Source organism: Nocardia barduliensis (genome assembly GCF_013315795.1).
Taxonomy (GTDB): Bacteria; Actinomycetota; Actinomycetes; order Mycobacteriales; family Mycobacteriaceae; genus Nocardia; species Nocardia barduliensis.
Genome location: NZ_JABLTE010000006.1, coordinates 114,648 through 135,795, shown reverse-complemented (window position 1 = coordinate 135,795; position 21,148 = coordinate 114,648). Strand labels below are relative to the sequence as shown.

The window sequence follows — 21,148 nt, the reverse complement described above, 5'->3', positions numbered from 1 at the left end:
GGTGGGGGGCGGGCCACTGCGCAGGGGGACTGCCTGCGGCCGGCTGCTGGGCAGGGCCCATGTTCGCGGCGTTGCCGCGGGCGAGCAGGCCAGGAATCTGCGGTGCGGCCAACGGTGACGAGGCGCCGCACCAGGTGCATTCCGAATAGTGCTTGGTGCTGAGTGGGAAGAGCGGGATGAAGAAGAGCGTGAACTTGGTGACGAGTTTGCGCAGCGCGTGCGCGGCGGGATTGCCGCAGCGGCCGCAGATCAAGGTGATCATGGCGAGTGTGTGAACACGTCTCTGCCAGCCCCAGATCAGCATGTAGAACCCCCAAAGCTCGAGAATCTGATGTCGGTCACAGTAGTAGATCGACAAGGCGGGAGCTCTAGTTAACGATCGGCGACCTTTCCGGGACTCTCGTCACTCGCGCCGAGCGGACTTCGCGGCCTGAACCGCTTCCTTCTCCGCCGCGTCGAGCTTGCGGGTGTCCCGCGGTTCGGCGAAGGGCTGCACGTCCTCTGGCAATCCCTGGGCGATGGCCTTGCCGTGATCGAGTTCGGCGTTGATCTCAGCCCCCAACAACAACGCGATATTGGTCAGCCACAGCCACACGAGGAAGATCACCACGCCCGCCAGCGACCCGTAGGTCTTGTCGTAGGACGAGAAGTTGGCGATGTAGACAGCGAACAACACCGACACGATCAGCCAGACCAGGACCGCGACGACTCCGCCGGGGCTGATCCATTTCACCCCGCCTTGTCTGGCGTTCGGGCTGGCCCAGAACAGGATGGCGAGCAGGACCGACAGCAGGACGAACAGCACCGGCCATTTGGCGATGTTCCAGATCGTCACCGTGGTGTTCCCGAGACCGAGGAAGTCGCCGATCTGACGGGCGACCGGCCCGCTGGCCACCACGATGGCGGCGCTGATCACCAGGAGGATCACCGCGACGAGGGTGACACCGAGCCGAATGGGCGTGGTCTTCCAGATCGGTCGCCCCTCCCCGATGCCGTAGACGACGTTCGAGGCCCGCATGAACGCCGCGACATAACCCGACGCCGACCACAACGCGACAGCGAGACCGAGAATCGCGCCCAGGCCCGCCCCCTGCTTGTTGGCCTGCGCCTGGGTGATGAGCGTGCGCACGAAATCGGCGCTCGAGCCCGGCGCGATCTGCTGAGCCTGGTTCACGAGTTCCTCGGCAGCGTTCGGCCCCAACAGCCCGAGCAGCGAAACCAGGACGATGAGGCCCGGTACGATCGCCAACACCGCGTAATAGGTGAGTGCGGCCGCCAGGTCGGTCAAGTTGTCGCGCTGGAATTCCGCCCCCGCGCGTTTGACCACCGCGAGCAACGACGGTTTCGACAATTCGGCCGGGCTGCTCGGCTCGTTGGGGTCGAGATCGGGCCGGGCTCCCGTATCGGTCGCGCGACCTCGCACCTCGAGATCGTCTCGGGTACTCGCCGAGTCGACAGCCTCGTCCTCGTGCCGGTTGGATCTGCCGCGATCTGTAGCCATATCGGTTCGCCTCGCTCAAACACGTCTCTCGATCACGCGGGTGCCGATACTCCCGCGCTGAACGAGTGGTGCCCGAAGCAACCGTGCTGAAACACCCTGCCGCATCCGTCGCCGGGCGATCGCCGAGTTCACCCGCGGCGTGCGCTAGGGTTCGAACCCGTGTCCAAGCTGCGGCGGCGAGTGGTCGAGGCTGCGGAAGCCGCTCTGGCCCAACGCGAATACGTGTCGGCGGTCGATGTATTCGCCGTTCTGGGATGGGTGCGATCCGGTCAGGTCGAGCGCTGGCGGCAGGGGCAGGTGCGGTCACTGGAGCAGGTCACCGCGGTGGACGGGCGGCGGATGCGCGATGCGGCGGAACTGCTGGGCGAGTGGGCCCGCGAGCAGGGACTCACCGCGAGCACAGCGGCGTATCTGTCGGGCGGACGCGATCGCGAGACGCTGCGGTTCGTGGACGACGGCGAAGACGAGATGTTCCGGGTGCACTGGCTCTCGGCGGAACTCAGCCCGGCGCGGCGCGAACAGGTCGTCGAACGCCAGAACCGGGCGCCGGATCTGACGGTGGTCGAGGCCGCGGAGCCGTGGACGTGCGCCGAATGCGCCGAAACCGGCCCGTACCTGATCACCTCCACGGCCGGACCGCTGTGCCCGACCTGTGCGGACCTGGACCATCTGGAGTTCCTGCCCGCCGGGAACGCGGCGCTGAGCCGGCGCGCCAAGAAGGAGAGCACCCTCGCCGCCGTCGTGGTCCGCTTCAACCGGCGACGCAAGCGCTACGAACGGCTCGGCATCCTCGTCGAGGAGGCCGCCCTGGTCCGCGCCGAACAGCAATGCCTGGCCGACGACGAGGCCCGTGCCCGCCGCCGGGAGCGCGACCGCGTCCGACGCGACGCCCAAGACGTCGAATATTGCGCCCGCATGTCCGAGGAGATCCGCAGGCTGTTCCCCGGCTGCCCCGGCGACCGCGCCACGGAGATCGCCGAACACGCCGCCGCGCGCGGCAGCGGCCGCGTCGGCCGCACCGCCGCGGCCAAACTCCTCTCCCCCGAAGCGCTCACCCTCGCCGTCATAGCCTCTATCCGCCACCGCGACACCGACTACGACGAACTCCTCATGACCGGCGTTTCCCGCTCGGAAGCCAGGGCCCGAATCCGCCCCACCGTCGACCACGTCCTCGAGACCTGGCGCGGCTGAGACGCCGCCTGAGTCGCAGTGTGCGCCGCGCCCGAACCTGCCGATGGGTTCACCTGCCGGGTCTCGGCGTTGCCCGGGTAGGCGGCGCACCCCTGTTGACCGAATCACTCATCGGGGCGTACGGTGACTGCACTCACAAATTGAAACGTTTCAACGATGAGGCGGAACCGAATGCCCGACACCACCGAACGCGTCTGCTTCCTGCTGGCCCTGCGCCCGGACCGGATCGATGACTATCTCGCCGCGCACGCCACGGTATGGCCCGACATGCTGGACGCGTTGCGGGGAGCGGGGTGGACGAACTATTCGCTCTTCCTGCGTCCCGAGGACGGCCTCGTGGTGGGCTACCTGGAGACCGCCGACTTCGCCGCGGCCCAGGCGGCGATGGCCGCGACCGAGGTCAATGCGCGCTGGCAGTCGAGCATGGCGCAGTATTTCCAGGCGTCCCCGTTCTCCCGGGTTCAGCCGGGCGCGCGGCCGGACGAGTCCGTGCACCGCCTCACCGAGTATTTCCACCTCGACTGAGCCCACGGCTCGCCCCGGCTCCGCTCCGACACCCCTGCTAGACCCCGAGGAAGACCATGAAGGTAGGCGCACGAACCACGACCGGGTGGAAAGCGACGATTTCCGTCGCGATGTCCAACTACATCGAGGCGGGCTCCATCATCGCCATCGCCACCAGCCTGACCTTCTGGCAGGACGCGTTCGGCATCAGCAACTTCGCCGTCGGCCTGCTGGCCGCGCTCAGCGCCAACGCGTTCGGCGCGGCGATCGGCGCAGGCATCGGCGGGCCGCTGTGCGACCGCTACGGCCGCAAGGCGATCTACACCTACGACCTGCTCGTATACATGGCGGGCGTGCTGCTCGCGGCGTTCGCGGTGAACTTCGCGATGTTGCTGGCCGCTTTCGTGATCACCGGCATCGCGGTCGGCGCCGGCGTGCCCGCGTCCTGGACCTACATCGCCGAGCAGGCGCCGACCACCGAGCGGGCTCGCCACGTCGGCACCGCGCAGCTGGCCTGGTCGGTCGGGCCGCTGGTCGGTTTCGCGCTGGCCGCGGCGCTGGCGCCGCTGGAACTGCTCGGCTCGCGGCTGATCTTCCTGCACCTGTTCGTGGTGGCGGCCGTCGTCTGGTGGATCCGGCAGGGCTTGACGGAATCCAAGATCTGGCAGGACGAGGCGGGGTCCAATGCAGGCACGTCCGTGCGGTCCAGCACCGGGGGGCAAGGGCTTGGCGGGCTCTTCTCGCGCCGGATCAACATCACCGCCCTGTTCGTGCTGATGGGTATCTACGGCTTCTGGAACACCGTTGCCGGGCAGGCGGGCATCTTCATGCCGCGGGTCTACGACAGCGCGGGCGTGCACAGCGCGGTGCAGCAGAACCTGTTGCAGGTGCTGGTGTGGGGTTGCACCGTCGCCGCCACGTACTTCGGTTTCATGGCCTACGCCGACCGGGTCTCGCAGCGACTGCTGTACGTGATCGGCGCGGCGCTGGGCGTGCTGGCCTGGTGCGTGCTGGTGTTCTTCACCGACGCGGGCATGCCGACCCTGCTGCTGTTCGCGGTGCTGTGGGGCGTCTCCAGCGGTATCGGCGCGCAAGCCTTCTACAGTCTGTGGACCAGCGAACTCTTCGCCACCCCCTACCGGGCCAGCGCCCAGGGCTTCATGTTCTTCGTGGTCCGCTCGGCGACCGGGCTGCTCAGCTACTTCTTCCCGACCATGCTCGCCGCCACCGGGCTCACCGCCGTCGGCCTGCTGCTGATCGCCCTGCTCACCGTCGCGCTCGCGTTCGGCGCGGTGTTCGCGCCGCGGACGCAGGGCAAGACCCTGCACGAGATCGAGGTCGAACGCTACGGGAGTCCGGTCGACAAGACGCGCGGGCGTGCCGTCATCAGCGAGCCCGAAGGCAGGGCCGAGGGCGCTCCCGTGGGAGGGCACTGAAATGGCGGCACCGGTTACTTCCCCGTCCCCGAAAGGTGCATCCCCCGTGTCCGTCGAAGCCATCCTGGAGTCCCTCGCCATCGAGCTGCCGTCCTGGGCATTCGGCAATTCCGGCACCCGGTTCAAGGTGTTCGGCACCCCTGGTACGGCCCGCACCGTCGAGGAGAAGATCGCCGACGCGGCCACGGTGCACCGGCTCACCGGCCTGGCCCCCAGCGTCGCCCTGCACATTCCGTGGGACACCGTCCCGGACTACCGCGAACTCGGCCGCTACGCCGAAGACCTCGGAGTCCGGCTGGGCACAGTCAACTCCAACACCTTCCAGGACGACGACTACAAGTTCGGCAGCCTGACCCACACCGACAAGCGGATCCGCCAGAAGGCGATCGACCATCACCTGACCTGCCTGGAGATCCTGGAATCGATCGGCTCGCGGGACCTGAAGATCTGGCTCGCCGACGGCACCAACTATCCGGGCCAGGGCGACATCCGGGGCCGCCAGGACCGGCTGGCCGAATCGCTGGCCGCCATCTATCAGCACGTCGGCGCGGACAAGCGGCTGGTACTGGAGTACAAGTTCTTCGAACCGGCCATGTACATGACCGACGTGCCCGACTGGGGCACCGCCTACGCCCAGGTCAGCGCGCTCGGGGAACGAGCGGTGGTGTGCTTGGACACCGGGCACCACGCGCCCGGCACCAATATCGAGTTCATCGTGGCGCAGTTGCTGCGGCTGCGGAAGCTGGGGTCGTTCGACTTCAACTCCCGCTTCTACGCCGACGACGACCTGATCGTCGGCGCGGCCGACCCGTTCCAGCTGTTCCGCATCCTGTTCGAGGTGCTGCGCGGCGGCGGCCTCGCCGCGGAGTCCGGGGTCGCGCTGATGCTCGACCAGTGCCACAACATCGAGGACAAGATTCCCGGCCAGATCCGCTCGGTGCTCAACGTGCAGGAGATGACGACCCGCGCCGCGCTGGTGGACCTCGACGCGCTCGCCGCCGCCCAGGAGTCCGGTGACGTGCTCACCGCCAACGCCGTCTTCATGGACGCCTTCTACACCGACGTCCGGCCGCGGCTGGCACAGTGGCGCGCCGCCCGGGGCCTGCCCGAAGACCCGATGGCCGCCTACGCCCGCTCCGGCCGGCAGCAGCGACTCGCCGCCGAGCGCGCGAGCGGCGGTGCCGCCTCCTGGGGCGCCTGATCATGCCGACCACTCGAAACGAGGAATCACCAGTCATGACCCATCCCACGGTCGCGGAACTCATCGCCCGGTCCAACCGGCTCGGCGCCGACCCGAAGAACACCAACTACGCCGGTGGCAACACCTCGGCCAAGGGCACCGACACCGATCCGGTGACCGGCGAACCCGTCGAGCTGCTGTGGGTCAAGGGTTCGGGCGGCGATCTCGGTACGCTCACCGAGCAGGGCTTGGCCGTGCTGCGGCTGGACCGGCTGCGCGCCCTCGTCGGCGTCTACCCCGGTGTCGACCGGGAGGACGAGATGGTCGCCGCGTTCGACTACACACTGCACGGCCGCGGCGGCGCGGCGCCTTCCATCGACACCGCAATGCACGGCCTCGTGGAGGCCGCGCATGTCGACCATCTGCATCCGGACTCCGGGATCGCGCTGGCCACCGCCGTGGACGGCCCGGAGCTGACCCGGAAAATCTTCGGCGACCGGGTGGTCTGGGTGCCGTGGCGGCGGCCAGGGTTCCAACTGGGCCTCGACATCGCCGAGATCCGCAGGGGCAACCCGCAGGCGATCGGCACCATCCTCGGCGGGCACGGCATCACCGCCTGGGGCGACACCTCGGACGACGCCGAGGCGCATTCCCGGGAGATCATCGAGACCATCGAACGCTTCCTGGAAGCCAACGGCAAACCTGAACCGTTCGGAGCCGTGCTGCCGGGTTACGAAGCTCTGCCCGCGGCGCGGCGGCGGGCCAAGGCGGCCGCGCTGGCACCCTTCCTGCGCGGGCTCGCCTCCACCGACCGGCGCCAGGTCGGGCACTTCACCGACACCGCGCCGGTGCTCGAATTCCTCTCCCGTGCCGAGCATCCGCGCCTGGCGGCGCTCGGCACCAGCTGCCCGGATCATTTCCTGCGCACCAAGGTCGCGCCGCTGGTATTGGACCTGCCCGCCGACGCTCCGGTCGACCAGTGCAAGCAGCGGCTCACCGAACTGCACGAGGCGTACCGGGCGGAGTACCGCGCCTACTACGCGCGGCACGCCACCCCGGACTCTCCGGCCATGCGTGGCGCCGACCCGGCCATCGTGTTGATCCCGGGTGTCGGCATGTTCAGTTACGGCGCGGACAAGCAGACCGCGCGGGTGGCGGGCGAGTTCTACCTCAACGCCGTCAATGTCATGCGTGGCGCCGAATCGGTGTCCCGGTACCAGCCGATCGACGAGGCGGAGAAGTTCCGGATCGAGTACTGGGCGCTGGAGGAGGCCAAGCTGGCCCGCAGGCCGAAGCCCAAGCCGCTGGCCACCCGGATCGCCTTGGTCACCGGCGCGGCGTCCGGCATCGGCAAGGCCATCGCGCACCGGCTCGCCGCCGAGGGCGCCTGCGTGGTGGTCGCCGACCGGGACGGCGCGAAGGCCATCGAGGTCGCGGCCGAGATCGGCTCGGCCGACGTGGCGGTCGGCATCAGCGCCGACGTCACCGATGAGGGGCAGGTCCAGGCCGCCGTGGACGCGGCGGTGCTCGCGTTCGGCGGCCTGGACCTGGTGGTCAACAACGCCGGGCTCTCGCTGTCGAAGTCGTTGCTGGAGACCACCGCAGCCGACTGGGACCTGCAGCACGACGTCATGGCCAAGGGCTCGTTCCTGGTGTCCAAGGCCGCCGCCCGCGCGCTGATCGATCAGCGGATGGGCGGCGACATCCTCTACATCTCGTCCAAGAACTCGGTCTTCGCCGGCCCGAACAACATCGCGTACTCGGCGGCGAAGGCGGACCAGGCGCACCAGGTGCGGCTGCTGGCCGCTGAACTCGGCGAGCACGGTGTGAAGGTCAACGGCATCAACCCGGACGGGGTGGTGCGCGGTTCCGGCATCTTCGCCGGCGGCTGGGGCGCGCAGCGGGCCGCGGTGTACGGGGTGGAGGAGGCGGATCTGGGCCGCTTCTACGCTCAGCGCACGCTGCTCAAGCGAGAGGTGCTGCCCGAGCACATCGCCAATGCCGCTTTCGCGCTGTGCAGCGCGGACTTCTCGCACACCACCGGCCTGCACGTGCCGGTCGACGCCGGGGTCGCCGCGGCGTTCCTGCGATGACCGGCACCGGCGCGGTGGCCGCCGTCGACCTCGGCGCCACCAGCGGACGAGTGATGCTGGCCAGGGTCGGCCCCGGCCGGATCACCATGCGGCAGGTCGCCCGGTTCGCCAACGACCCGCTGCCGCTGTGGAACGGCACCCGCGAGGCGCTGCATTGGGATCTGCCCGGGCTCTACCGGCAGGTCGGGCGCGGGCTGGCAGCGGCGGCCCGGCTGGCGCCGGACCTCCTCGGCGCCGGCATCGACTCGTGGGCGGTCGACTACGGCCTGCTCCGAAACGGCAGGATGCTCGGCCTGCCCTACCACTACCGCGACGACCGCACCGCCGAGGGCGTCACCGCCGTGCACGCCACCGTCGCCCGAGCGGATCTCTACGACCGCAACGGCCTGCAATTCCTCCCCTTCACCACCGTGTACCAGCTGGCCGCCGAACGGCTGGCGGGCACTCTCGACGCCGCCGACTCCGCCCTGCTGATCCCGGATCTGCTGGGCTTCTGGTTCACCGGAACCCGGGTCACCGAGCGGACCAACGCCTCTACCACCGGACTGCTCGGCGTCGACGGCAGCTGGGACGCCGACCTGCGGGCCCGGCTCGGACTCCCCGACCTCTTCCCGGCCCTGGCCGATCCCGGCACCACACTGGGACCGCTGCTGCCCAGCATCGCGTCCGGGTTCGGACTGGGCGACAAGCTCACCCTGAGCACCGTTGCCTCACACGACACCGCGTCCGCGGTCGCCGCGGTGCCGATGGCGCCGGAGTCCGCCGCCTATATCTCTTGCGGCACCTGGGCGCTGGCGGGCGTGGAAATACCCACGCCGCTGATCAGTCCGGCGAGCCGGGCCGCCAACTTCACCAATGAGGCCGCCCTGGACGGGCGTACCCGTTTCCTGCGCAATGTGATGGGGCTGTGGCTGCTCACCGAGTCCGTGCGGCACTGGCAGCGCGAGGACGCCACCGCCGACCTGGCACAGCTGCTCGCCGCAGCGGCCGAAGCACCCGCTCCGGTCGCGACGTTCGACGTGGACGATCCGGTGTTCCTCGCCCCCGGTGACATCCCCGGCCGCATCGCGGACTGGTACACCGCACGCGACCTGCCGGTGCCGGACGGCCCGGTCCCCATGGTGCGCGCCATCGTGGAAAGCCTCGCCGCCGCCTTCGCCGCCTGCGTGCGCACCGCCGCCGAACTCAGCGGCGTTCCCGTGCGCACCATTCACCTCGTCGGTGGCGGCGCGCGAAACCGGTTGCTGTGCCGGTTGCTGGCCGACCATGCCTGCATACCGGTGCTGGCCGGCCCCGTAGAGGCGACCTCGCTCGGAAACATATTGGTGCAGGCCCGCACACACGGTCTGCTACACGGTGACGTGGACGCGCTGCGGACCGAGGTCGCCACCGCGTTCCCGCCGCAGCGGTACCTGCCGCGCACCGAAACCGCCAGGAAGGCAGGCTGATGAAACGGCAAGTACCCAAGCCCCGCGATCTCGCGCCGCTGCTGCGATTCCGGAAGCCGAGTCTGAACGCGACCGAGCGCCGCCTCAACGCCGCGCTCACCATCGAGGACCTACGCCGAATCGCCAAGCGCCGCACTCCGCGCGCCGCGTTCGACTACACCGACGGAGCCGCCGAGGCGGAGATCTCCCTGGACCGGGCCCGGCAGGCGTTCCGGGACATCGAATTCCACCCCGCGATCCTGCGCGATGTCGCCGAGGTCAGCACCGGCTGGGAGGTACTCGGCGGGCCGGTGTCGCTGCCCTTCGGCATCGCGCCCACCGGGTTCACGCGGATGATGCAGACCGAGGGCGAGTACGCGGGCGCCCGGGTGGCCGGTCGCGCGGGTATCCCGTTCTCGCTGTCCACCATGGGAACCGCCTCCATCGAGGACGTCGCCGCCGCGAACCCGCACGGGCGCAACTGGTTCCAGCTCTACATGTGGAAGGACCGGGATCGCTCCATGGCGCTGGTGGAGCGCGCCGCGGCCGCGGGGTTCGATACCCTGCTGGTGACCGTGGACGTTCCAGTGGCCGGCGCCCGGTTGCGCGACACGCGCAACGGCATGTCCATCCCACCCGCGCTCACACCGGCCACGGTGCTGGACGCGCTGCCCCGGCCGCGCTGGTGGATCGACTTCCTCACCACCGAACCGCTGGCCTTCGCTTCCCTGGACCGCTGGTCCGGCACGGTCGCCGAACTGCTCGACGCCATGTTCGATCCCACGGTGGGCTTCGAGGACCTGGCCTGGATCCGGGACCAGTGGCCGGGCAAGGTGGTGGTCAAGGGCATTCAGACCCTGGCAGACGCCCGCGCGGTGGTAGACGTCGGCGTGGACGGTATCGTGCTCTCCAATCACGGTGGGCGGCAGCTCGATCGGGCGCCGGTGCCGTTCCACCTGCTACCCGAGGTGGCGGCCGAACTGGGCCGTGACACCGAGATCGTGCTGGACACCGGCATCATGTCCGGCGCCGACATCGTGGCCTCGATCGCGCTCGGCGCCCGGTTCACCCTCATCGGCCGCGCCTACCTCTACGGCCTCATGGCCGGTGGCGAGGCAGGGGTGAACCGGGTGGTGGAAATCCTGACCGGGCAGGTGGAACGCACCATGCGGCTGCTCGGCGTCACCTGTCTGGAAGAGCTCACGCCGCGGCACGTCACCCAGCTGACCAGACTTGCCCCGCGCCCCGTGCCTGGCCAAGATCAGGGGTGAGCGTTGCGGGCGAGGCGCCCGCGCGGGAACCGAGGAGGTGCGGGTAACGGTGGTGAGCATGCGGGAGGTCGCCGTCGCGGCCTCGGTGTCGGTCGGCACCGTCTCCAACGTGCTCAACGCACCCGACAAGGTCGCCCCCGCCACGGTGGAACGCGTGCTCGCCGCCATCGACCGCCTCGGTTTCGTCCGCAACGACGCGGCCCGTCAGCTCAAGGCGGGCCGCTCCCGCTGCGTCGGCCTCGTGGTGCTCGACATCGGCAACCCGTTCTTCTCCGATGTCGCCCGCGCCGCCCAGCAGCGCGCCGCCGAACACGATCTCGTCGTGCTGCTCGGCTCCAGCGACGACGATCCCCGCCGCGAGCGCCGCTACCTCGAAACTTTCGACGAGCAGCGCGTTTTCGGGCTGATGATCTCCCCGTCGGGACAGGGCGAGGACCGGCTGACCGCGCTGCACAGTCGTGGCGTCCCGGTGGTGCTGGTCGACCGCGACGGACACGGCACCCCGTTCTCCTCGGTGGCGGTGGACGATGTCGCCGGCGGCGACATGGCCGTGCGGCACCTGTGCGCCACCGGTCGCCGCCACATCGCCGTCATCGGCGGCCCGGCCTCGCTCTCTCAGGTCGCCGATCGTCGCGCCGGTGCGCGCCGCGCCGCCGCCGAGCACCCCGGCGTCACCCTCACCGTGATCGATACCCCGGCTCCCACCGTCCTGGCCGGCCGTGACGCAGGTCAGCACATCGTCGACCTGCCCGCAGGCGAGCGCCCCGATGCCGTCTTCTGCCTCAACGATCTGCTCGCCATCGGCGTTCTGCAGGCTCTCACCCTGCACGGCGTCGCCGTGCCCGCGGACGTGGCGCTGGTCGGTTACGACGACATCGATTTCGCCCAGTCCGCCATCGTCCCCCTCACCTCGATCCGCCAGCCGCGGGCGGAGATCGGCTTCTCCGCCATCGATTTGCTGGTCGCGGCGGCGGACCGCGAAGGCGGGAACCCGGAACACATCCGCTACCGCCCCAGCCTGGTCGAGCGCGCTTCCACCAACGGTTGATCGCCCGGACAGGTCGAGGTGATGGCCGAGGGGGGTCGGCTGGGCTGCGTCGAACGAAGTTCGGCGACGGGCGACTCTACGGCGGAGAAGGCTCTGAAGCTCCGCGGCTCAGAACGCGTAGCGCACCCTCAACCAGGGCGTCCGCTGAGCGATGAGATCGGTCAAAGTCGCGACACCGGCCGCCTTGACGTCGTTGCGGTAGCGCACGTTCCACATGCCCGACTGGGAGCGCTTGGCCTGCTGGATCGGCGGCTGCCACAACAGGTCCTCGGATTTCGGGTGCCAGCCGAGATTGAGCTCGTGCAGTTGCTCGTTGTGGGTGAGCATGATGATCTCCGCGGCTGCCTGGGCCTTGAAGGCGGAGCCTGTGCCGTCCGAAAGCTGCTCCAGCAGCTCCGCCCAGTCCTGCTCCCACCCGGGGCGGACGACGACCGGCGAGAAATTGACGTGCACCTCGTAGCCCGCTGCCACGAAGTCGTCGATCGCGGCGATGCGCTGCTGGATCGGCGTGGTGCGCAGGTCGAGCAGCCGGGAGTCGGCCTCGGGCATGAGCGAGAACCGGATGCGGGTGCGCCCCCGCGGGTCGAGGTCGAGCAGAGCACGGTTGACGTACTTGGTGGCGAACGAGGCTTTCGCGGTCGGCCACGCGCCGAACGCGGTGATCAGGTCCGCGACGTTGTCGCTGACCAGGGCGTCGACCGAGCAGTCGCTGTTCTCACCCAGGTCGTAGACCCACGCGTGCGGGTCGCACTGGTTGGGCACGGTCTTGGGCCCCTGCCTGCGCACGTGACGTTCGAGGTAGCCGACGATCTTGTCGATGTTCGTGAACACCGTGATCGGGTTGGCGTAGCCCTTGCGGCGTGGGACGTAGCAGTAGGCGCAGGCCATCGCGCAGCCGTTGGACGTCGAGGGTGCGATCCAGTCCGCCGAGCGACCGTTCTCCCGGGCCGTCAGCGACTTCTTGACCCCGAGCACCAGGTCTTCGGTCTTCACCCGGATCCAGCGGTCGACGTTGCCCGCGTTGCCGTGCAACTGGTCGATCTTCCAGTGGGAGGCGACGGTGATGATTTCGGCGTCGGGGAAGCGGGCGCGTACCTGCTGCCCACGCGGGCTCGCCAGCGCCTCCGGTTCGGCCCACAGGCGACGGACGTCCAGCAGGCGGGGGCCCTCGGCTGGCTGAAATGGTTTCTGAGCTGCGGCGGATCGAGTCATAGCTTCTGCCTACTCCACCCCACCGACACTTCGGCGCACTCAGGCGACCCGCTGTGAGCAGCGCCACCGCCCCCGGACCGGGTCGATCCGGCACGGATAGCCCGTCGGTAGCGGCCGCGATAACCAGCCCGGTCGCTTCGTCATCTTCGAGCATGCGGCGTCGAGTTTGCCGAGCCCGCGCGGCGTCATCGGATAGATCGGCGGGGCGGGCCATGATCGAATAGGGCGAACCGCTGGTGCGAGGAGTGAGTCAATGAAGGAACCGCCTCCAGAAGCCGTCCGCCTGGACGACTGGTTCGTCTTGCTGGACCCCACTTTCGAAATATCGACCACGGTTGAGCTGCCCGCGGATGCAATCGTCGGTGGCTGGCGGATACTCGACGACGGAGCCGTCGGCCCGTTCGAGCCCAACCCGCACTACCGGCCGGGCGACGAGACCGCGCCGACCGACCCCATCGACGCGACGCTGCGGTTGCTCGTGTCGGCGGAAAACGTGGCGGATGACCTCGTACCGATGGTCCGGGGCTCGGTTGTCTCTCTCGGTTGTGACGAAGAAAACCGTCCCGCGATCGGAAGCTCTCCGGACGGTGTGCCCTGTGTTGTCGTGGCAACGGCCGAAGCGCAGAAACGGAATGTGCCGGTATCGCGGTGGTGGCCGATTTCGGGCGACCGCTTACCCGAAGTGATACCCGACGGCGTCGATATTCTGCTCAACCCGGCGAGCTCCGCGCCCTTCCGCTTGCGCACCGATCGATTGCGCGGATGAACACGCTCACGGAGCTTCGTTATCGTTGCTGGACGGCCTGCCCCGGCGCTGTGCGGGATATGTCGACCAGTCCCCGACGTCGGTACCGCCCCCGTCTCTCGTATCGACTTCGACGCCGAGGGCCGAACGTAGGTTTTCGGTATAACCTCTCGCCACTGTGCGGTTAGCCGCGTGGACGTCGAAATCTATACCCGCTGCATGGACGAATTCGGCGGCCGTTCGACCGGCACTGCCCGCACCCGGGCTACAGGACAGCATGACAAGCTGTCCTGTGGGGTTCTGTTTGACGGCGCGCTTGAAATTCCGGTCCGCGGCCATCAGATACCCGTAGGTCGCCCCGTCCACGCCGACGGTCCGCCAGCAAAATAGTCCGGTACGGACCTTGACTTCGAAGGTATCGGGGCCGGCGTGAGCATGCGCGTACACGGGGTTCCGCTGCATATCGCCGCGATCGAACCAGGGCGGCGGGAGAGCGCGGTGTGCCCACTCGGGTGCGCCGCGGGCATCCAACGTCACCCGGCGGTAGGCCACGTCGCTTTCGCGGACAGGGACGCTCGCCCATGCCTGATCAGCCCGAATATCACCCCGTTGACTAGGGAAAGCCACGCCGATGACGCGGCCCTGTCTATCGCGCAACGGGATGCTGAGTACGTCGCTCGGCCGGAATCGCACCACCTCCCCATTCGATGCCGAACCGACGAGGGGAATAGTATCGAGAAATCGGCCGCCGCGAATATCGGCATTCTCCAGGACATCGACTGTCTGCCGTATACGGGTGCCGAATTCTCTGAATTCTCCTCGAATCTCCGACCCCGCCTCGGAAAGGCTTCTTTCCAATCGCCACGCCGCTTCGCGCATCAGGGCGGCCAGCCTCATGAGACATTCCTTCGGGCTGCGGTATACGGCGCCTGACTCGGCGCACCGACCTCGGGGGTTCTCGAATGTGAAGTATTCTCATCTTTCGATAGCGGGCGGCCGGAGACAAGTAGGGAAATCCCTAGACCTACTTCCGGTGGTGACCGACCGGTGGGCGACTGCACGCCGCCTCGAGTCGCCCCGCGCAGTACCCCGAGGGGATCCTTCGGTCAAGCCCGGTCGCCGAGGCGTTGCCTACGCCTGCCTCGGCGCGTAGAGGTCGCCTCCCGTCGCCGCGGTCGACGCGGAACGACATCGGGTCTCGAGTGCGGCGACGTCGCGCGCGGCGCGCTGTCTCTTGCGGCGACCTGTACCCGGTTCAACCGTCATGCCAGCGGCTCCCGAGCGCGTCCACGGCTCGGGCAATGCCATGCGAGGATCGGCGGTTCGCGGCAAGTCCATTCCACCGCAAGCCGATACGCGACAGCACCGGCCGAACTCGAGAGAATTCGATCATGAATTCGATCCGAGGTGAAGATCAAATTGTGTTACCTCGACACAGTATCTTGTTAGCCCATTATTAACGGTGATTATTCACACAAGAAGAGAAGTGGCTTCGAAGATTTCTTTTTCCTAACGTTGCTGGTGCGCCACGACGGCGTCGTTATCCATCTGTGAAAGGAAGCTCTGCCCATGTTCTCTCGCAAGGCCCTCGCCGCCGCAGGCGCCGTCTCCGCCGCAGCCCTGTTCTTCGGTCCGGTCGCGGTGGCATCCGCCGAATCGGCCGCCACCGGCTCCGCCGCCACCGGCTCCGCGGGCCTGGCCTCGGGTTCTGCCGACGGTGGCTCGTCCACGGGCTCCGCCGGCTCGTCCTCGGGTTCCGCCATGCTCGACTCCGGCAGCTCGGCTCTCGACGGCGGCACCTCCGCCATCGTCAACATCATCGATGCGATCACCGGCGCGAGGGACCTGAGCCAGCCCCAGCCCGCCGCCTGATCGGGTCTCGATAGATCACCGCTTCGTCCGTGTCACCCCGCATGGCCGGAGCCCTTCTCGCCGCGATTTCATGCAGCGAGCGCCCTATTGCAGTGAATTTGCCAGGATCGAACTGTTCACTCGACGTGCCGGAGTAGCCACGCCGGGTGAACACTGGCAATTTCGTTTGCCGGCCCCATATCTCGCCCATCCGGGCCACGTGATCCGCACCTGGCCTCTCAGGCGGCCGTGAAGAAGTCTCGGACTCGCTTACGGACTTCGGCGCACCGGAAATCCAGTTCGTCCCCGTCGTCACCGACGACGAAGGCGAGTCCCAGCGCCACCGAATCCATCATGGACCTGGTCGCCGGGTATATCTTGCCCGGCTCGGCCGCTATCCGAACCTCCACCACGCCGGGAAGTCCCACGAGTTCGGCATCCGCCCCACCCAGATACCGAGCCCGGTGATCAATGCTGAAGAGCACGAGCGCGCCGCGCTGGGACAGCACGTAACCGGCATTTCGTTCCGGTGCCGGAGCGCGAATCCCGAAGAGTTCCGCGATGTACTCGCATTCGCGATGGATCTGGGAGTTCCCGGTGAGCAGATAGGTCTGCCGAGGGTGGCCGATCCCGTGTGCTCGTGCACCGAAATCGATCAGGCGGGGACCCAGCGCACCCGACATGATCTCCATGTGCGCGGGACCGATACGCACGCCCAGCGCGTCGAGCACGCGCCGCGCGTAATCCGTCAGTTCGCCCACCACCGGGTCATCGCCCTCGAGCCACCTTCCCCGCTCGTAGACGAAGTCGCCGGAAGCCGACACCCATTTGTCGTACACGCTGACACAGAGAAGTTCGTGCCCGTCCGGAGTGGAGAAGGTATCCACGGCGTATTCGACCCTGGGCGCGGGATACATCTCTTGGATCAGCGCGGCCGAGCCTGCCCCGAAGAGTCCGGCGTTGCCGGTGACCGCGGATACCGCGGCAGCCAATTGGTCCGGAGTCTCCACCAAGCGAACATCCACGGAGGCGGCCCCCCGGGCCGGTTTCACCACCAGCTTCCGGCCGCCGTGCAATTCCGCGATCGCTTCGGGTGGAACGGCGTTGCGGTGCGCTTCGACAGACCATGTCGTCAGGCTCGGAACGCCCGCGGCCGCCAATGCTTCGAACATGCGCTGCTTGTCCCAACGCCGCGTCGGCACAGTCGGATCGTTGCCGAAGCAATCCGGAAGATCCGTGCGCAAACGATCGCACAGCTCGACTCCGGGCTCCGACCCGGCGATCACGTATCTCACCGACCGTTCCAGACACATCTGGAGAAGCAGACGGTAGCTCGACCGGAAGTCCGCTTCGAAGTTCAACGCTCCCGGGGTGGGCGCGGTGCGGAACCCCGAGACCAGCGCCTGGTCGGTATCCAGGAGTATCGTGTCGATTCCATATTCTTCGAGCAGGGACGGGTACAGCGTTCCCGAACTCACTGGATCGACGATCAAGACCGACTTATCGGACATACTCCGGACTCCTGTTCTTGTTTACCCCCGCTACTACCGCTACCGCCCCCGTGACAAATGAGATCTGGACGACCAGGGCCCAGTACAGCGAGAGATCGTGCAGGACTCCGAAGGCGCCGATCCCCGGCCCGACCGCGAACCCGATCGACTGGGCAGCCGAAAGGTATCCCTGATATCTGGGGTTTTCCGACGGGGATGAGAGCCTTGCGATCGCTGCGCTCGCCTGTGGAATGAAGATTGCCTCACCGAGAGAGAACAGGACGAATCCGGCAATGCAGACGGTCCAGCTGGTGCCGAGCCCGCAGATGGCGAGTCCGAGCCCAGTGACGAATATTCCGAGCCCGAGCGCGTAGTTCCATCGAATTCTGGACGTCACGAAAGTGAGCGGCAACTCGAAAGCAATGATGAAAATCGAATTCACCGCTATCAGAACGCCGTACAGTTGCCCACCGCCGGATATCCGGTCGAGGGAGAGCGGTGTGCCGCTCATGCTCTGGGCGTAGAGAGCCATGGCCGTTCCGAACACCCCCACAACCGCCCACACTCGCGCCGCCCGGAAAGTGTCGTAAGCGGCATCCGCCGCAACATGTGCATCGAATTCGCTTGCACGCACCCGTGTCTGCGCGCGGTTGTCCGCCGCCCTCAGCCGGGTGCGTTCACTCAGCAGCAACACCGCAGTCAGCAGCGATCCGAGCGAGGACAACATGAACAGCGTCGAGAAGTTGTGGTCGCCGACTACCGCCACCACGATCGGAGCAACCGTGACGCCACTGCTGAGAAATATTCGGTGAAAGGCCACCACGGTCACGGTGTCGCCCTGGTAACTGGAGCCGGTGACCAAAGCCGACGCAGGCCCGGCGAACGACTGCGTCACCGCAACGCTCAGGGATGCCGAGACGATCGCCCAGACGGGCTCCGTCGACACCAGCCCGAGCAGAAACAACAGCGGAACATTGAGAAGTGAGCCGGCGATCAGTACGTCGGCCGATCCGAACCGGCTGGCGAACCACCCGCCGGCCAGCGACCCGAGCACGCCGGCGAACCCGGCCGCGAACAAAGCCAGCGACAGGGCGGCCGGACTCAGCCCGATCGATTTGTAGAACACCGTGGAGTAGAGCGCGAGGAATCCCACCGATCGACTGAGAACGGTGGTGACCGAAACGATCCATACTTCGGCGGGGAACGATACCGGCTTTCGTCTGTCGATTTCCGCGATGGTCAAAGCGTGCACCGCTTCACCTCGACGGGAACGCGCACTGCGCGAACGCGATTCATCGGGCCTTCTCGAAGGTGGTGACAATAGCTTCGCGCACCTGATCCTCCTTGCGATCACCATGGGTACGCCGCCATCTGGTGGGCACTGCGGACGGTAGTCCTCTCCGTCCGGCGTCAGTTGCTCCCCCGCGAACAGATATTGCTCTCCCGCGCAGAGTCCCGTCGTTACGCTGCGCGGGCACCTCGACCGTGTGACGGATACGGTGCCCGCCGTGGGTACCGGCTCTACCTCGCGTAGCCGACGGGTCGTGCCGGTACCAGCTTTCGCGCGAGTTGGGCCGATCAGCATCTCGCCGGGATCGGCCCGCGGTGACCGGCTCCTACGATGTGCCGCTCGACGCCGTTCTCACCGTCAGCGGTCACGGTCCGACAGGACCGAGTGGCGAACATCGCGAGGGCTTGCTCCGAAACGCCGCCGGAATACCGTGCTGAACGCGCTGGCCGAGCCGAAACCCAGTTCGCCGGCTATCGAGGCGATGCTCTGGTGCCGAGACGAGGGATCGCTCAACCGCCTGTGTGCCGATTGCAGTCGTTCCTCTCGAATCAATTCGCGCGGTGTGGTTCCGGAACGGCGCAGAGCAAGCTGGATCTGTCTGATCGACCAGCCGAGCGAGTGCGCGATGGTGGCGCTGGAAAGGTCGGGATCTGTGGCGTGCGATCGGACGTAATGTCGAATCGCCGCGTCCAATTTGTCCAGCTGGTCGCCGCTCGGCTGCCCGGCACGGGCATGCATGCAGAGCAGATCCACGATATGGGAGGACGCGGAGTCGAACTGATATCCGTCGAGCGCATCGCTCTCTTCGAGCAGTCCGGTGAGCATATCGGTCACTACCCGGCCCAGCCCCGAGGTCAAGTCCAGCGGTCGCGCGAGGAGGGAATTCTCGAGGTCGAGGCGATGCTCGATCTCGTGTCGCGGGATCGTCATCAGCACACCGCTCGTGCCGTGCCCGTACCGGAACCCGAACGGCCGATCGAGCGCCAGCAGACAGCCGGTGCGATTGGGCAGATGTGCCCGTCCGCCGTCGTCCCAGAGTTCCGTGCGACCGGTGAAGGTGAGCAGGAGCCGGAAGTCCTCGTCGCTGTCGCTGCGTACGTGGTTGGGCGTCCGGACGTAGGTCACGCCGTCGGACTTCCACCCCACCAGCTGGTACTTGCCGGTGCGACACAGCTTCGTACGCCCGTCGAAGTCGCTTCCGCCAGGAAATTCGTATCCCATGCGCCGGTGGTAGGAGGTGATGAGTTCCGCCCAGTAGTCCGCGCGTTCGCCCGATTCGACACTGTGGGTCGTAGAGGTCTCCACCGTCAGGTGAGGCTTGTCCACCGCCGTAGCTCCTGCTCGAACCGACCGCATGCCGAATGATTGCTGACATAGCGTATCGCCGTGTCGGTCGGGTCGCCGGTGTGAAATTCGTTGCCGAGTCGCCACTGCCGGGCGGGTGTGAGCGGGGCAACCGGCTGACTACCGGTCCGGCCGGATGCGCTCGACGCCTGGGCTGGTCCCCGCCGTTATCGCCGCCAAGGTGAGCTATCGACAACGCGTATAAGTGCTGCGCGCTCAACGAAGCCTCGGACGGAGAATGCCGGTCGATCAGCGAAAGCTGCACCCTGCCGGTCATTTTCGCTACGTGGGCCGATAATGCCGGGTTAAGGTTGTGCGCTGGCGTGTTGTGCCCACGGGGGAGGTCAGGTCGTTGACTGCGGTGGCGCTCATCGAGTACTTCACGCACGGCGAGGGGGTGGAGATCGCGCTCGTGCATCCGGGACTCTCGCGTCCGATCGTCACCTCCGCGGGGACCGGTCCCGACGGCCGGGCTGTTACGCGTGCGACGCTCGCACTCTGCGCACGGCGCCTGATCATCGACTTCCACGGATTACCCTCCGACTGGGACGCGACCGAGGACGCGGCCGAACGCAACGAGGCGGCGTTGCGGCTCACCCCGGCTGTCACCGCCTTCCAGCGCGCCGGGGAGATCTTGGAGAAGAAGCTCGCCAACCCGCGGTTCCGATATGCGATGACATATTGGAGCCGACTGGGATCAGCGCTGCTACCGCCGCCGATACGAACAGGATTGACGGGTATCGAGCTGTTGTGCGTGGTCCCCCACGGTCCGCTGCACGGGCTGCCGTTCGCGGCGTTGGCGTGGGGCGATGACGAGGTGGTCGCGGACAGGTTCGGGGTATGCATGGTGCCCAGCGCGACTGTGCTGAAGTACTGCCAGGGCAAGAACCCTGCTCGGTACGAGCGACGGCCGCCGCGGCGAGCGTTCGTGGCGGGAGTGGCCGCCGCTCGAGACGAGGTCGCCGAGGATATGGAATCCGACGGTGATCTGCTGCGGGCCAGGATCCGAACGGAGGAGCTGTCCGGTCCCAGCGGCGACACGGCAGCGAACCGGCGCCCGGTGATCGAGGGCATGCGCGGCGCCGAGCTGATCCATCTCGCGTTTCACGGCGTCTTCGACGATGCCCTGGACCCGATGAAAGGTTCCGGGCTGCTGGTGGCCGCGGAAGGCAAACGCCCGGTCCTCGATTCCACGGCCACAGCAGCGGCGGGGGCGTTCATCAGCGCACACGACATTCTGGGAATGAACCTCGACGCCGCGGCCCTGGTGACGTTACGTGCGTGTTCCAGCGGCCGAACCGCGATACGCGGGGCCGACGAGCTGTTCGGATTGGCACGTGCGTTTTTGTACGCGGGGGCGCCATGTCTGCTCGCAAGTTTGTGGAATGTCAATAAGCGTAGTTCCAGGGCGTTGCTGGACATGTTCTACGCCGAGTGGCTCGGCTCGGGAACCGACAAGTGGCGGGCCCTGTGGCATGCGCAGTGCCGGCTGCGCGATTCAGGAGAGTACGACCATCCCTATCACTGGGCATCGTTCGTACTCGTAGGCGATTGGATCTGAGAA

General features: G+C 67.4%; 18 protein-coding genes. 11 read left to right on the top strand and 7 right to left on the bottom strand.

Features of this window, described 5'->3' with window-relative positions; genetic code table 11:
* The coding region (locus tag HOV91_RS04945) for a zinc-ribbon domain-containing protein (RefSeq protein ID WP_217439524.1) at positions 1 to 262 on the bottom strand (262 nt) is incomplete at its 3' end.
* A gap of 141 nt (positions 263 to 403) precedes the next feature.
* Positions 404 to 1,501 carry a YihY/virulence factor BrkB family protein gene (locus HOV91_RS04940; protein WP_174184225.1) on the bottom strand — a complete coding sequence of 366 codons (1,098 nt, stop codon included), beginning with the start codon at positions 1,499 to 1,501 and terminating at the stop codon, positions 404 to 406.
* Positions 1,502 to 1,660: 159 nt separating this feature from the next.
* Here HOV91_RS04940 and HOV91_RS04935 point away from each other — a divergent pair, with 159 nt between their 5' ends.
* The 8 genes from HOV91_RS04935 to HOV91_RS04900 all read left to right on the top strand — a co-directional run bounded on the left by HOV91_RS04935 (position 1,661) and on the right by HOV91_RS04900 (position 11,651).
* Positions 1,661 to 2,692 (top strand): DUF2293 domain-containing protein, encoded by a 1,032-nt coding sequence (locus tag HOV91_RS04935; protein ID WP_312884469.1) that lies wholly within the window; start codon positions 1,661 to 1,663, stop codon positions 2,690 to 2,692.
* A gap of 171 nt (positions 2,693 to 2,863) precedes the next feature.
* Positions 2,864 to 3,217 carry an L-rhamnose mutarotase gene (locus HOV91_RS04930; RefSeq protein ID WP_174184224.1) on the top strand — a complete coding sequence of 118 codons (354 nt, stop codon included), beginning with the start codon at positions 2,864 to 2,866 and terminating at the stop codon, positions 3,215 to 3,217.
* Positions 3,218 to 3,273: 56 nt separating this feature from the next.
* The gene (locus tag HOV91_RS04925) at positions 3,274 to 4,632 is read left to right on the top strand and encodes an MFS transporter (protein WP_246349831.1); all 1,359 of its coding nucleotides are present in this window, start codon (positions 3,274 to 3,276) and stop codon (positions 4,630 to 4,632) included.
* A 1-nt stretch (position 4,633) separates the two neighbouring features.
* Positions 4,634 to 5,833 carry an L-rhamnose isomerase gene (rhaI, locus tag HOV91_RS04920; protein WP_174184223.1) on the top strand — a complete coding sequence of 400 codons (1,200 nt, stop codon included), beginning with the start codon at positions 4,634 to 4,636 and terminating at the stop codon, positions 5,831 to 5,833.
* Between the two features lie 35 nt (positions 5,834 to 5,868).
* Positions 5,869 to 7,905 (top strand): bifunctional aldolase/short-chain dehydrogenase, encoded by a 2,037-nt coding sequence (locus HOV91_RS04915; RefSeq protein ID WP_174184222.1) that lies wholly within the window; start codon positions 5,869 to 5,871, stop codon positions 7,903 to 7,905.
* A complete protein-coding gene (locus HOV91_RS04910; RefSeq protein ID WP_174184221.1) occupies positions 7,902 to 9,353 on the top strand; it encodes a rhamnulokinase in 1,452 nt (483 codons plus the stop codon). Before HOV91_RS04915 ends, HOV91_RS04910 begins: the two co-directional genes overlap by 4 nt.
* Positions 9,353 to 10,603 (top strand): alpha-hydroxy acid oxidase, encoded by a 1,251-nt coding sequence (locus HOV91_RS04905; protein WP_174184220.1) that lies wholly within the window; start codon positions 9,353 to 9,355, stop codon positions 10,601 to 10,603. The genes HOV91_RS04910 and HOV91_RS04905 overlap by 1 nt, the downstream gene beginning before the upstream one ends.
* A gap of 58 nt (positions 10,604 to 10,661) precedes the next feature.
* Positions 10,662 to 11,651 carry a LacI family DNA-binding transcriptional regulator gene (locus HOV91_RS04900; RefSeq protein WP_174184246.1) on the top strand — a complete coding sequence of 330 codons (990 nt, stop codon included), beginning with the start codon at positions 10,662 to 10,664 and terminating at the stop codon, positions 11,649 to 11,651.
* 108 nt (positions 11,652 to 11,759) lie between these two features.
* Here the strand turns inward: HOV91_RS04900 and HOV91_RS04895 are convergent, their stop codons facing one another.
* On the bottom strand, positions 11,760 to 12,863 hold the full coding sequence (locus HOV91_RS04895; protein WP_174184219.1) for a spore photoproduct lyase family protein: 1,104 nt from the start codon (positions 12,861 to 12,863) through the stop codon (positions 11,760 to 11,762).
* A gap of 253 nt (positions 12,864 to 13,116) precedes the next feature.
* On the opposite strand from HOV91_RS04895, the gene HOV91_RS04890 reads away from it, so the two are divergent.
* The gene (locus HOV91_RS04890) at positions 13,117 to 13,629 is read left to right on the top strand and encodes a type VII secretion system-associated protein (protein ID WP_174184218.1); all 513 of its coding nucleotides are present in this window, start codon (positions 13,117 to 13,119) and stop codon (positions 13,627 to 13,629) included.
* A gap of 6 nt (positions 13,630 to 13,635) precedes the next feature.
* On the opposite strand, the gene HOV91_RS04885 is transcribed toward HOV91_RS04890, so the two are convergent.
* Positions 13,636 to 14,505, bottom strand: a complete 870-nt coding sequence (locus HOV91_RS04885; protein WP_174184217.1) for a hypothetical protein — start codon at positions 14,503 to 14,505, stop codon at positions 13,636 to 13,638.
* Between the two features lie 672 nt (positions 14,506 to 15,177).
* On the opposite strand from HOV91_RS04885, the gene HOV91_RS04880 reads away from it, so the two are divergent.
* Positions 15,178 to 15,480, top strand: a complete 303-nt coding sequence (locus HOV91_RS04880) for a hypothetical protein (RefSeq protein ID WP_174184216.1) — start codon at positions 15,178 to 15,180, stop codon at positions 15,478 to 15,480.
* 218 nt (positions 15,481 to 15,698) lie between these two features.
* Here the strand turns inward: HOV91_RS04880 and HOV91_RS04875 are convergent, their stop codons facing one another.
* The 3 genes from HOV91_RS04875 to HOV91_RS04865 form a co-directional block, all read right to left on the bottom strand.
* Positions 15,699 to 16,970 carry an ATP-grasp domain-containing protein gene (locus tag HOV91_RS04875; RefSeq protein ID WP_174184215.1) on the bottom strand — a complete coding sequence of 424 codons (1,272 nt, stop codon included), beginning with the start codon at positions 16,968 to 16,970 and terminating at the stop codon, positions 15,699 to 15,701.
* Complete coding sequence (locus HOV91_RS04870) at positions 16,960 to 18,201, bottom strand: MFS transporter (protein ID WP_174184214.1); 1,242 nt, start codon at positions 18,199 to 18,201, stop codon at positions 16,960 to 16,962. The genes HOV91_RS04875 and HOV91_RS04870 overlap by 11 nt, the downstream gene beginning before the upstream one ends.
* 396 nt (positions 18,202 to 18,597) lie before the next feature.
* Positions 18,598 to 19,566 (bottom strand): helix-turn-helix transcriptional regulator, encoded by a 969-nt coding sequence (locus tag HOV91_RS04865; protein ID WP_174184213.1) that lies wholly within the window; start codon positions 19,564 to 19,566, stop codon positions 18,598 to 18,600.
* Positions 19,567 to 19,945: 379 nt separating this feature from the next.
* Between HOV91_RS04865 and HOV91_RS04860 the strand changes: the two genes are divergently transcribed.
* On the top strand, positions 19,946 to 21,145 hold the full coding sequence (locus tag HOV91_RS04860) for a CHAT domain-containing protein (RefSeq protein ID WP_312884470.1): 1,200 nt from the start codon (positions 19,946 to 19,948) through the stop codon (positions 21,143 to 21,145).
* Positions 21,146 to 21,148: the final 3 nt, after the last annotated feature.

Coding starts and splice junctions, on each gene's coding strand:
- HOV91_RS04940 (WP_174184225.1), bottom strand. CDS start 1,501: ATGGCTACAGATCGCGGCAGATCCAACCGGCACGAGGACGAGGCTGTC.
- HOV91_RS04930 (WP_174184224.1), top strand. CDS start 2,864: ATGCCCGACACCACCGAACGCGTCTGCTTCCTGCTGGCCCTGCGCCCG.
- HOV91_RS04925 (WP_246349831.1), top strand. CDS start 3,274: ATGAAGGTAGGCGCACGAACCACGACCGGGTGGAAAGCGACGATTTCC.
- rhaI (WP_174184223.1), top strand. CDS start 4,634: ATGGCGGCACCGGTTACTTCCCCGTCCCCGAAAGGTGCATCCCCCGTG.
- HOV91_RS04915 (WP_174184222.1), top strand. CDS start 5,869: ATGACCCATCCCACGGTCGCGGAACTCATCGCCCGGTCCAACCGGCTC.
- HOV91_RS04910 (WP_174184221.1), top strand. CDS start 7,902: ATGACCGGCACCGGCGCGGTGGCCGCCGTCGACCTCGGCGCCACCAGC.
- HOV91_RS04905 (WP_174184220.1), top strand. CDS start 9,353: ATGAAACGGCAAGTACCCAAGCCCCGCGATCTCGCGCCGCTGCTGCGA.
- HOV91_RS04900 (WP_174184246.1), top strand. CDS start 10,662: ATGCGGGAGGTCGCCGTCGCGGCCTCGGTGTCGGTCGGCACCGTCTCC.
- HOV91_RS04895 (WP_174184219.1), bottom strand. CDS start 12,863: ATGACTCGATCCGCCGCAGCTCAGAAACCATTTCAGCCAGCCGAGGGC.
- HOV91_RS04890 (WP_174184218.1), top strand. CDS start 13,117: ATGAAGGAACCGCCTCCAGAAGCCGTCCGCCTGGACGACTGGTTCGTC.
- HOV91_RS04885 (WP_174184217.1), bottom strand. CDS start 14,505: ATGAGGCTGGCCGCCCTGATGCGCGAAGCGGCGTGGCGATTGGAAAGA.
- HOV91_RS04880 (WP_174184216.1), top strand. CDS start 15,178: ATGTTCTCTCGCAAGGCCCTCGCCGCCGCAGGCGCCGTCTCCGCCGCA.
- HOV91_RS04875 (WP_174184215.1), bottom strand. CDS start 16,970: ATGTCCGATAAGTCGGTCTTGATCGTCGATCCAGTGAGTTCGGGAACG.